The organism is Paenibacillus sp. J31R34 (assembly GCF_059383715.1).
In genome coordinates, this window is record NZ_JBXENU010000016.1 from 1 (window position 1) to 12087 (window position 12087).

The following is a 12087-nucleotide window of genomic DNA, read 5'->3' on the forward strand; positions in this document are numbered from 1 at the left end:
AGTTTTCAAAGAACAATTTCTCTTGCTTGCGTTTCGTTCTTGTCTGCCGTATGTCTCAGCGGCGACTCATATAATATATCACGGGTGCCTAGAGGATTGCAAGTGTTTTTTTAAAAAAACTTTTAACTTTTATTAAACCCGCATTACAGCGGCTTTTTCCGGCGTTGCAAAGCCTTATTTACCGCGGAAAACCCACTTTTTGCTGCCAATAAAATTGAGCACTGTCGTTACCCCCGTAACGAGCAGCTTTGCCAGCCACTCGTTAACAAGCATCTTTTCAGACACGAAATACAATAAGGGCAACGACAGACCGAGTACCGTACAGCTCAAAATAGTAAACCTTATTGCCTGCGCTTTATCAAATTTGCGTTCTCTTCGCTGCTCCGGCCCTTTGCCGAACGTCAGCCATGAATTCATAACATAGCTGTTCACAATACCTGCTCCATAAGAAATCACCTGTGCGCCAACGAAGTACACACCCAGCCATACCAAGAGGCTAAACACCATAAAATCGACAGCCGTATTTACAAGCCCTATCATATTAAACATTATAAACTGCCTGATTGTTTGCCTCATTGTACCTTGGGACATGTTGCCGCTCCTTTGTCTTCCTAAACTTCTTCGTTTAAATGCTTGCATAACTCAGCTTTCTGGCACTAGCCGCTGTAGAGCACCCAGCTCGGGAACCAGCGTAGAATATGAGCCACATAGGTTTTGCTGAAAGGCAATCCAGATAGCACAGGATAAAACATAATGAACAGCACGACTGCTGCCGCGACGTAGATGCCTAGATATTTTCTCCACTTCGGATTTTTTTCCTCTGCCGTCTGGAACATATAGAGTATCGCCATGATCATGAACGGCACCATCGCAAAATAATGATAAATAAACGTCAGCCTTGGCACAAGCATCCACGGCAGGTATTGCGACAGATAAGCGATCCAGACTATATACATGCGTTTATCCTTGCGCTTAAGGCTTATATAGAAGGCGCCTATTAGCGCAAACAGCCCCGTCCACCAAATAAGCGGATTGCCGAATGCGGAAATCGACGACACATCGTTAGGGTTTTCTAAATCCTTGCCGCTGTAATACCATACCGGCCGCTTCATAAACGGCCACTCCCACCACTGAGAGGAATAAGGATGCGTAGCAACAAGCTCGCTGTGATAAGAGTACATATGCTCCTGCTGACTTACAAGGCCTTCAATTGTATACTTGCCATCGCCTGCGTTCAGCACCGGCATAAAGGATAGGCTGTAAATGACAACCGGAATGGCGATGTACGTAATCAAACAGCTCGCGAGCGTTAACAGCGCATTGCGTGGGAAAGCCTTAATGACGCGCTTATACGTTTCCTTCTGCTCAGCACTCGCCGTACCAGATGCAAGCGCACGCTTGGAGGCTGCATACTGCTTATACCGGTCGAACAAGGATAAGCCAAGCATAATGGCAAGCCCTGCCCCGCCGTAAATGACGATCCATTTGGACGCTGCGCCGATACCGAATACGACCCCCGCAAGCGAAAGCGGAACGAGCGTCTTCCCTAGGGCCACTAAATAGAAGTTCATTCTATAGTAACGGTACATGAAGTAGAACATCAGCATAATGAAAAATACGGCGTACACATCGATCGTCGCAATGCGCGTCTGTGTGAAATGCATGAAATCGGCCGCCAGCAAAATCGCGCCAGCTGCTGCATAAACCGTGCGGTAGCGGAACAACCGCAGCACGAATATATACATAAGCGGAATCATCGCAATGCCGAACAGCGTTCCAATGATCCGCCAGCCGAATGGGCTGAGCCCGAACAGCTTGATGCCGATGGCGATGAGTATTTTGCCCAGTGGCGGATGTGTATTTTCATATACTGTCAAATCCTCAAGGAACTCATACGCAGTACGTGCATGATAAATCTCATCGAAATATGAGCCGTTCCAATAGGTCGACTTGTAAGCTGCCGAGCTTTGCTCATCAAATAGATGCTCCACAAGGCCAAAACGCGGGTCCTCGACCGCTGCCGCATTAGAGCCGATATAAACAATGTCTCCAATAGGAAGCGGCTGATCGCTTCCACTTGGATAAAAGGCCATTTCCTGCAGCGAGAAACCCGTTGAGGCGACAGTCACCTTGGCATATCTCGCGCTCACGTTAAGCGGCTGGACTACCCATTTTAAATTATCGCCGATTTTCAGCTCGACATCTACACCGCCGCTCCAGGCATCCGGTGAATTTCCAAACTCCAGCTTGAGCTTGCCGGAGCCCACGCCGCCGAACATGTTGACCCGCTCCAGCTGCTGTGTTTGACCAAGGTCAACATAAAAGCTCTGGCCATTCTGCTGCGGCTTCCAGCCTGTATTCAGGCTGTTAAACGAGCCCAAATTAAGCAGCGCCACAATTGCATAGACAGCGGTAATGCCGCCCATCCACCACCAGTCCTTGCGAGTGAGCTTATTGCCGCTCTTATCAGAGGAAGAAGCTTGAAGTTCCTTGCCCTTAGGGACGCTCTGCTGCTCCAGCTCCTTGAGTGCCTGAAGGTCTGCTTCGCGCAATTCTTCCTGTGTGAGTGGAGGAACTGGTTTTTGATCATTTTTCACATAGAGTGAATAGCCGACATAAAGCAAATAGGCGAACAAACACAAATTCGTAATCGAGCACAAAATGACAATGCCGTCGGTCACCGTATGCTGGCCCGCCTCGCTAAATGCAAGCACGTAGCCTACATTAATGAAATGCGTGACACTGAAGCCCATCAAGAGATGGAGCAGTCGCCGATCCTGAGACTCGATATAGGCGAAAACATACAGCAAGATGACGGGGAACAGGTAACGCTCATGCATCTTTGTCGCAAACAGAAAGACGATTGTGATGAGAATGATCGCAATAAAATAAGAGATGCCCAGATTGCGCTTTGGCTTGCCCTTAAAGGAGAACCAAAGTGCGGCTATAACCGCTAGTGCTATGGCAATGTTGCCCCAAGTTTTATAGGACAGCGCAAGCCAGCTGCTCTCCAGCGGTGCCCAATTCCCTCCCGTAAGCGCATATAGGTTGAACGCATTCAGCGTTGCGTAAGGATAGGAGGACAGCGTCGCTTTGTAAAGCTCAATAACACCGATCAAACCGCCATTGGTTAAGAAAAACGGAGCGGCAAACACCAGAAAAGCGATTATGCCATAAGCGACGCTCAGCAGGGCACGCTTCCAATCGCGTTTGTGCCAGTAAGCGAGCAATACGACCGGGGCGAAAATCAACGCCTGCGGTTTAATAAGTACGGCAAGCGCGAACCAGATGCCTCCTCGTTCCAAACGTTCCCCTGCCATGCTGCTAATGGCCATAATAAGGAACAGGGTGAAGAAGGAATCCACCTGTCCCCAGCCCGCTGAATTGATCCAGATCGCCGGGTTCCAGACATAGAGCAGGGCAAGACCTACCGCTGCCGCTGGATTGAGCTTTGTTTTGGCAAAACGGTAAATGAGCCAGCTGGAAGCCAAATCAGCCACGATGGCCGGGAGCTTGAACAGCAGCGTTGCTCCGCTTGTATCCGGATTTATGCTGAACCATGACTTGATGGCAGCAAGAACATACAAAATGTAGACGTAGCCCGGCGGGTAATCTGCAAAGACTCCTTCTTCATAAAAATGCTGTACGCCATTCTGATAGGCGCGATCCGCCCAGTACATAAAGGTTTTAATATCGTTGACGTAGCCGGGCACCTTAATCGCAACCCATAGCCTGAAAATAAGGGCCGCCGCCATAGCGGCAATCAGCCAGCTACGGTAGGAGATGCGAGGCTTGCCGAGTGGCTGTGTCCGAAGCATTTTTCGATAAATAAAAACAAACAAAAGGCCGAATAGAGCCGATATCGATAATACGGGAAAAGCAGATATCTTTTTCGGGTCCAAATTATCAGTTCCTGAAGCTGCTCCCCCGCCGCCTGTCAGCTTCGATGGTTCGAAGGAGATGATTTGGACGTTTTCCGGCTTTGCTGGAAGCTGTTCCATTTTCAAATCATCAAACAGCGCTGTTCCCGTATTCAAGCTTCCGTAGCCGCCTAGGCTGATGCCCATTTGCAGCTCTTTTTGCTCCGGGCCTGTCTGGCCGTAAAATTCGAGCAGCTTCCATTCGCCCGCAGTATCGGTCAACTGAGGAAATGGATCACCAACTCCTACAATAAACAAATTAGCGCCGATTGCATCGCTCTTCGCATCTGAAACCTTGACCCAGCCACTCACATGGTAATAGGCGTCCGGACTAACCGTCAGCTTCTGTATCCACTTGGCATGGTTCGGTTGAAAATTTTGAATTTTAGCTGCGCCGGTGCCCGAATAAACATCGGACTGTTCCAGCGTGAAGCGCGAAATGCTCTCGCCCGCTTCCCATACATCCTGCGTCCATGACAAAGGCACGCCAGACTCCGTACTTTCGAAGCCAGCATTATGTATAATATTAAATTCCTCCGCGAACACCTGCTTGCTGCCATAAGGCAAAAAACTGAATAAGAGCATTACCATGCATATGACCAACCGCAAACTTCTCATCGAACCTTTCAGCAACGTCTGTTCACCTCTGATTTCTATAGTCAATACCTCGCTAAGATAGCTTTTTTTGTCTGAAAATACATATTCACTTTAAAGGAAAATAAGGCACGGGTCAATGGATGGAGGCGGCATCAGCCTATTGCCTAGCCTAAAGCACGCTCAAACAGCTATTCTAGCCTATTTACAGAAAAAAACCTGCTGAAGCCTTAGGCCTCAACAGGTTAGTAGAAAACTATGATTGGCTATTCGCCTGCCAGATTGCGCATATGCGGGAACAGCAGCACGTCGCGGATGGAAGGCGCATCGGTCAACAGCATGACCAGACGGTCGATGCCGATTCCTAGTCCGCCAGTTGGCGGCAAGCCGTACTCAAGCGCACGGATGAAATCATCATCCATCTCATGCGCCTCGTCATTGCCTTGCTCCTTCTCCAGCAGCTGCGCCTCAAAACGTTCGCGCTGATCGATCGGATCATTCAGCTCTGTAAACGCATTGGCATGCTCGCGCGCCACGATAAACAATTCAAAACGATCGGTAAAGCGCGGATCAACCGGGCTTTTCTTCGCCAGCGGCGAAATCGCAACCGGATGTCCCGTAACGAAGGTCGGCTGAATGAGCGTATGCTCGCAAAACTCTTCAAAGAATGCATTCACAATATGACCGAACGTCATATGCGGCTCAACTTTGACGTTATGCTCCTTCGCAATGGCATGCGCTTCTTCATCCGTCATTTGAACGCTAAAATCAACGCCTTTGATTTCCTTAACCAGATCAACCATTGAAATACGGCGCCATTGCGGCGTCAGGTCGACTTCCTGGCCTTGGTACATGATTTTGGTTGTGCCGAGCACATCCTGTGCGATATGCGCAATCATGTTTTCAGTCAATGCCATAATGTCCTTGTAGTCAGCGTAAGCCTCATACAGCTCCAGCATCGTAAACTCTGGATTATGGCGCGTCGACATGCCTTCGTTCCGATAAACGCGGCCAATTTCGTAAACCTTCTCCATGCCGCCAACAATGAGGCGTTTTAAATGCAGCTCAATCGCGATACGCATGTACAGCTGCATATCAAGCGCATTATGATGCGTGATGAAAGGCCTTGCGGATGCTCCGCCTGGAATGGTGTGCAGCGTCGGCGTTTCCACTTCCAGATAGTTCTGGTCATCCAGGTAACGTCTCATCGATTGAATAATGCGGGAGCGGGAGATGAACGTCTGTTGAACATCAGGATTCACAATTAGATCAACATAACGCTGGCGGTAGCGCAGCTCGACATCCTTCAGTCCATGGAACTTGTCCGGCAAAGGCAGAAGCGATTTCGTAAGTACGATCACTTCCAGCGCTTTTACCGATACTTCGCCGGTATTCGTCTTGAATACCGTTCCCTTCACGCCGATGATATCGCCGATATCAAGCAGGGTGAACGCTGCGAATTGATTTTCCTCAACCGTATCCTTGCGCGCATAAATTTGAATTTTGCCGCTTAGATCCTGAATGTGGGCAAAGCTCGCTTTCCCCATGCCGCGCTTCTGCATAATCCGGCCCGCAATGCTAACCTGAACGGCTTTCTCCTCCAGCTCTTCCTTCGTAAACGACTCATATGCGGACACGATGTCCTTCGCATTATGCGAACGCTCGAATTTGCTGCCGAATGGATCAATGCCGAGTCCTCTCAGCTCGTCCAGTTTGTCACGGCGGATTTGCAGCAGCTCGCTTAGCTCTTGTTCTTGTTCATGACCTGTCTCGGTGTTCTGATGTTCCAACTTGATTTCATCTCCTAAGGCACCGCTTTAACGTTCAAAAAGCTTCCGCTTAAGGAAGCTTTCTGAATCAGACACAGTGCAAACCTTATTTTTTAATATCGATGATTCTATACTGTATAACGCCGGCAGGTACGCTGACATCAACGACCGTGCCTTCCTTTTTACCCAAAATCGCTCTGCCAACAGGGCTCTCATTGGAAATCTTATTGTTAAGCGGGTCCGATTCAGCAGAACCGACAATCGCATATTCCATTTTATCGCCAAATTCTAAATCTTCTACGGTTACTGTGGAGCCGATGCTGACCACGTCCGTATCGATTTCATCGCTATTGATGATTCGAGCGTTGCGGAGCATCTTCTCCAACGTAATGATACGACCTTCGATGAAGGCCTGCTCATTCTTAGCATCTTCATACTCGGAGTTTTCGCTAATATCGCCGTAGCCAATCGCGACCTTGATCCGCTCAGCTACTTCGCGACGCTTGACCGATTTCAGCATCTCCAGTTCGTCCTCAAGCTTTCTCAAACCTTCCTGAGTCAGAATGATCTCTTTATCGCTCATCTTTCCGATTCTCCCGTCGTGTGACCAATTTTCATACCAGGTATGAATTCACTGTTAATTAATATATTACGCTCCTCTTGCCTCAGACCAGCTGAGGGAGCAGATAAGCCGTGTTGACTATAGTCATTAAGGTTATATTGCACGATTATATGCAATGTTCTCCTGAATGTCAATCAAAGCCAAACGACTGGAACGACTTTCGCATTAGGCCCCTTGAAAGCGTTGCCCACCATATATGTATACCTGTCTGGAAGGAACTCGAAACTTGTAAAAGCGCCTGTGTCTGTGCCCACTATTGCAGTTGGCGGGATAACCGCACGGCCCTTCTTTTTTATTCGTTATAAAACCGCACATTCCTTCCTAACTCGTTTACAAAAAACACAAAGTTCCAAATATATAAGATTTTTTACATAACCTTTCCATTTTAAGGAGAAGCGCCTTTATCATCTTATATTTTGAAAAAAGGCAGGCCTCTGAACGTTCTCAGATAACCTGCCCGTTTATTTCATTTGCAAATCAAGTTTGACAATGCTCGGCATGGCGCACAGCCGTATCTGAACAGCCCGCTATTTCAGACTACAGGCTCGCAGCAGCAAGGCCCTGCTCTTCAAGCGACAACACATATCGATCCAAAATGTCCACCATCCGGTCACGGCCGGTTTCTTCCATAATAACATCCTTGACGCGCGCACCGCCCGGCAAGCCTTTCAAATACCAAGCCAAATGCTTGCGCATTTCCCGTACGGCAACCGCTTCGCCTTTTAGATCAATGAGACGGTCCAGATGCAAGGTAGCGACCAGCATCTTCTCACGCGGCATAGGATCGGGCAGCAGCTCGCCATTCGTCAAATACTGAATGGTCCGGTACAGCATCCAAGGGTTTCCAAGTGCACCGCGTCCGATCATGACGCCGTCACAGCCCGTATGCTCCAGTAAGCGTTTGGCATCTTCAGGTGAAAAAACATCCCCGTTGCCGATTACCGGAATCGACACCGCCTGCTTCACATCGCGAATGATGTCCCAATTCGCTACGCCTGTGTACTGCTGCTCGCGCGTACGACCGTGAACGCTGACCGCTTTGCCGCCAGCACGCTCAACGGCGCGCGCATTTTCCACCGCATAAATATGCTCGTCATCCCAGCCAATACGCATTTTCACCGTTACCGGCTTATCAACAGCTTCCACTACGGCAGAAACCATCTCGTAAATTTTGTTCGGGTCAAGCAGCCAACGTGCTCCAGCATCGCATTTCGTTACTTTCGGTACCGGGCAGCCCATATTGATATCAATAATATCAGCATTGGTTTGCTTATCCACGACCTTCGCCGCCTCGACCAGCGATTCACGGTCACCGCCGACAATTTGCAAGCTAAGCGGCTTCTCACGCTCGTCCACGAACAGCATTTCCATCGTCCGCTTATTGCCGTGCAAAATCGCCTTGTCGCTCACCATCTCCGCGCATACAAGACCTGTTCCAAATTCCTTTGCAATTAGACGGAAAGCGGGATTACACACGCCGGCCATCGGTGCAAGCACAACCCTGTTCTTCATCTCGATGTCTCCGATTTTCAGCATGTTTCTCCTCACTCCTCCTTCTGATTTGTTTCCTAGTACGTTAGTTTCTTACACGTTTCCGTTCGAACCCGAATCCGTCAACTCTTCATAGCTAATGCCAAGGGTGTTTGATATATGAATCAATAACTTGGCGTCTGCCTTGCGGGTGCCACGCTCAAGGGAGCCTAACACCGCTACCGACACGCCAAGTACTTTTGCTAATTCCTGTTGTGTGTAGCCCTTTAGCTTACGAAATGCCCGGACTCGCTGTGCCAATTGATGATTTTCCATAACATGATGCCTTCCTTTCCATCCTGAAGCGCTGAAGCCGCGGCCGCAGCCACCTGTTCCTTAAGCGGATGGGACTGCTCGATCACATCACCAAGCGGAACGAGCACGAAGGAGCGTTCCATCATTCGTGGATGCGGAAGCGTCAGCTCCTCGCCATCCATCACGACATCAGCATACAACAGCAAATCGAGATCTATAGTGCGCGGCCCCCATCGAATATCTCTGACACGCCCAAGCTGCTGCTCGGTATCCAGCAGAATGTGCAGTAAAGCAAGCGGGGACAGCGTAGTTCGTACGGCGATAGCCATATTCAGAAAAGGGGGCTGATCCGTATAGCCGACCGGATCGGTCTCGTATACGCCCGAAACGCGAAGCACTTCGATGTCTGGGCGGCCACTTAACTGCTGGATCGCTTGCAGCAAGAGCTGCTGCCGATCACCTACATTTGAACCTAGAGCCACATAAGCATATGCGGGCGAGTTAAACGGTGACAACGCGTCCATCAGCATCCCGCTTTCTGCGCAGCTCTACCGTCACGCCATCAAAATGAATGTCGAACGGCGGGTTCGGCTTCGTCACACGAACCGTTACTTCATTTATCATAGTATAAGCCGACAGCAACTGGGTTGCAATGCTACCTGCTAAAGCTTCAATCAATTTAAACGGCGTTCCTTCGACAATTTTCTTCGTTAACGCATGCAATTCGGCATAATTCACCGTTGCTTCCAAATCATCCATCGTTGCCGCCTTCTCCAAATCCAGCAGCAGCTCCAGATCGACGCCAAATTTTTGACCCAGCCTGTTCTCTTCTGCAAAAACACCGTGATAACCGTAAAACTGCATGCCCTTCACAAGCATTCTATCCATAAGCTTACGCCCCTTATACTTATATCTGAATCTATGAATAACGCGGATAGATAATCGCATCCGACATCACAGCTGTTCTTTTATTCGCGCGGACATCATGTACCCTAACGATTTGGCAGCCTTGCGCAATGCCAAGGGCCGTTGTTGCTGCCGTACCCTCTACCAGCTCTTCCCTTGGCAGATCCAGCGTCTGCCTAATGAAGCTCTTGCGTGAAGTGCCCAGCAGCACAGGATAGCCCAGAGCGTGCAGCTCGGCGAGCCGTCCTAGCAGCTCCATATTTTGCTCATAGGTTTTGGCAAAGCCAAGCCCTGGATCGAGCCAGATCTGCTCTTCATTCACGCCGGCATGTCTTGCGATTTCGATGCTTTCTTTCAAATCGGCAATAACGTCCTCTACAAAATCAGCGGCCAGGTAGACGGGATTCGTGCGATTATGCGTTAAAATAACCGGGCTGCCGTATGCTGCTGCGGCTGCCGCCATATCTGCATCGTATTTGAGTCCCCAAATATCGTTAATGATCGTAGCTCCTGCTTCGAGCGCATGGCGCGCTGTCTTTGCTTTATACGTATCTATCGATATCGCGATATGCGGCAGCGCGGCGCGGACAGCTTGAATGACCGGAATCACGCGGCGCAGCTCCTCCTCGGCATCGACCGGCACAAAGTCTGGACGTGTGGACTCGCCGCCGATATCAATAATATCCGCGCCCTCTGCGGCCATCTCCACAGCGCGGCTGACAGCCGCCTCCACTTCATTAAATTTCCCGCCATCGGAGAAAGAATCCGGCGTCGCATTCAATATGCCCATAATCAGCGTGCGCTTGCCCAGCTCCAGCCGATTGCCGCAAGCCAGCCCATAGCTCCTGCTGTAATATTCAAGCTTGCCTTCTCTTGCTGTATTCATAAGCTACGCTCACACCTTTAGCTATACTAGTCTTGATATGCAGTCGCCTGACGCTCCCGCCTTACTTGCTTCTCATCGTATCGGAACGATAGGCCTTTAAAAGCTGACGAGTGATCGGACCAGCTGCAGTCCCAGCTTCTGCTTCGGCTTCAAGCCTAGCTGCATTTCTTGCCGATTCGTAGCCCACACCGATTCCCGCACCTGTCCCTTTGCCGACCAGCACCTGAGTACCGTCGGTACCAGATAACCGCGTCACCGGCACCAGCTCCTGTACGGAGCCCGTCAGCCATATTTCATCTGCCCCCAGCAGTTGATTCCAGCTGTAGTGTCCTTCTTCTGCCTGAAAGCCAGCCGCACGGGCCAGCTCCAGAACACGCTCTCGCGTAATGCCGGGCAGGATGCCCGTATCTACCGCAGGCGTCCGAATAATACCATCCTGGGCGAAAAAAAGATTGCTGACGATGCCTTCCGTCAGCAGGCCGTCGCCGCTCAGCATCAAGCCTTCTGCTCCCGGCGAGGCATCGCTCGCGGCAAGCTCGCGCTTCGCTATAATATTATTCATATAATGCAGCGATTTAAGTCGAATCTCGCCCTCTGGCGTATTGCGCTTCGTATGCAGCAGCCTAAGCTCTCGGCCATGCTCATAAAGCGCCGCCTGATAGGGCGGCAGCGCCTTCATCAGGATCAACTCCTGCGGCTGCTCGTAATCGCCCACTGGCAAGCCTAGCCCGCCATCGCCCGCTGTAACGGTCAGCCGGACATAGCCGTCCTTCAGCTCATTCGCCTGAAGCAGTTTGGCAATGCTCGCCTCCAGCGCGGTTTGATCCGCTTTGTAGCGGATGCCCAGCGACAAACAGCCCGCTTCCAGACGCCGCAAATGCCGCTCCAGCAAATATGCGCGGCCGCCATAGGTTCGAAACGTCTCGAACAAACCCAAACCGTACAAAAAGCCGTGATCATATATTGAGATCACAGCTTGCCCGGCATCCATGACAACGCCGCCCAACGCAACCTTCATCGCGGCGCGCCTGTACGAATTTTCAAAAAGTTGCGCAGCAGCGTCAGCCCATGCTCGGAAATAATCGATTCCGGATGGAATTGCACCCCTTCAATCGGGTATTCTTTATGGCGAAGGGCCATAATTTCGCCTTCCGCTGTTTCTGCGCTGATTTCAAGACAGTCTGGCAGGGTTTCTTTTTTCACGATAAGGGAATGGTAACGGGTTGCGGTAAACGGTGAAGGGATTCCTTCAAAAATCGTCTTGCCGTCATGCACCATTTGCGAAGTTTTGCCATGCATCAGGCGCTCTGCGCGAATGACATCGCCGCCAAATGCTTGTCCAATCGCCTGATGGCCAAGACACACGCCGAAAATCGGGATTTTTCCTTTAAAATGCTCAATGAGCGACAGGCTGATGCCTGCCTCGTTCGGAGAGCAAGGTCCTGGAGAAATCAAAATATGGTCAGGCGCCAGCTGCTCAATGTCCGCCAGCTCCAGCTCATCATTTCTTTTCACCACAATGTCCTCGCCAAGCTCGCCTAAATATTGCACCAGGTTGTAGGTAAACGAATCATAGTTATCTATTACGAGAATCATCGCATGCGC

Annotated in this window: 11 protein-coding genes; all 11 read right to left on the reverse strand. The window is 50.2% G+C overall.

The features are described 5' to 3' along the window. Window positions 1-174 precede the first annotated feature (174 nt). A complete protein-coding gene (locus tag AC50YG_RS29220) occupies window positions 175-591 on the reverse strand; it encodes a GtrA family protein (RefSeq protein ID WP_046234455.1) in 417 nt (138 codons plus the stop codon). A 65-nt stretch (window positions 592-656) separates the two neighbouring features. After that, the gene (locus tag AC50YG_RS29225; protein WP_494832164.1) at window positions 657-4511 is read right to left on the reverse strand and encodes a glycosyltransferase family 39 protein; all 3855 of its coding nucleotides are present in this window, start codon (window positions 4509-4511) and stop codon (window positions 657-659) included. Window positions 4512-4780: 269 nt separating this feature from the next. Next, window positions 4781-6304: a lysine--tRNA ligase gene (gene lysS / locus AC50YG_RS29230; RefSeq protein ID WP_494832169.1), complete on the reverse strand. Its 1524-nt coding sequence runs from the start codon at window positions 6302-6304 to the stop codon at window positions 4781-4783. A gap of 85 nt (window positions 6305-6389) precedes the next feature. Further along, window positions 6390-6866: a transcription elongation factor GreA gene (gene greA, locus AC50YG_RS29235; protein WP_494832172.1), complete on the reverse strand. Its 477-nt coding sequence runs from the start codon at window positions 6864-6866 to the stop codon at window positions 6390-6392. Window positions 6867-7442: 576 nt separating this feature from the next. Then, window positions 7443-8441 (reverse strand): tRNA dihydrouridine synthase DusB, encoded by a 999-nt coding sequence (gene dusB, locus AC50YG_RS29240; RefSeq protein WP_494832175.1) that lies wholly within the window; start codon window positions 8439-8441, stop codon window positions 7443-7445. 48 nt (window positions 8442-8489) lie between these two features. Further along, window positions 8490-8711 (reverse strand): helix-turn-helix domain-containing protein, encoded by a 222-nt coding sequence (locus AC50YG_RS29245; protein WP_341280364.1) that lies wholly within the window; start codon window positions 8709-8711, stop codon window positions 8490-8492. After that, the gene (folK, locus tag AC50YG_RS29250; protein ID WP_494832178.1) at window positions 8663-9214 is read right to left on the reverse strand and encodes a 2-amino-4-hydroxy-6-hydroxymethyldihydropteridine diphosphokinase; all 552 of its coding nucleotides are present in this window, start codon (window positions 9212-9214) and stop codon (window positions 8663-8665) included. Before folK ends, AC50YG_RS29245 begins: the two co-directional genes overlap by 49 nt. Then, window positions 9192-9578 carry a dihydroneopterin aldolase gene (gene folB / locus AC50YG_RS29255; RefSeq protein ID WP_341280363.1) on the reverse strand — a complete coding sequence of 129 codons (387 nt, stop codon included), beginning with the start codon at window positions 9576-9578 and terminating at the stop codon, window positions 9192-9194. Before folB ends, folK begins: the two co-directional genes overlap by 23 nt. A 31-nt stretch (window positions 9579-9609) precedes the next feature. Further along, window positions 9610-10482: a dihydropteroate synthase gene (gene folP, locus AC50YG_RS29260; protein ID WP_494832180.1), complete on the reverse strand. Its 873-nt coding sequence runs from the start codon at window positions 10480-10482 to the stop codon at window positions 9610-9612. Between the two features lie 61 nt (window positions 10483-10543). Next, on the reverse strand, window positions 10544-11500 hold the full coding sequence (locus AC50YG_RS29265; RefSeq protein WP_494832182.1) for an aminotransferase class IV: 957 nt from the start codon (window positions 11498-11500) through the stop codon (window positions 10544-10546). After that, the gene (pabA, locus tag AC50YG_RS29270; RefSeq protein ID WP_338553858.1) at window positions 11497-12078 is read right to left on the reverse strand and encodes an aminodeoxychorismate/anthranilate synthase component II; all 582 of its coding nucleotides are present in this window, start codon (window positions 12076-12078) and stop codon (window positions 11497-11499) included. The genes AC50YG_RS29265 and pabA overlap by 4 nt, the downstream gene beginning before the upstream one ends. Between the last annotated feature and the right edge of the window lie 9 nt (window positions 12079-12087).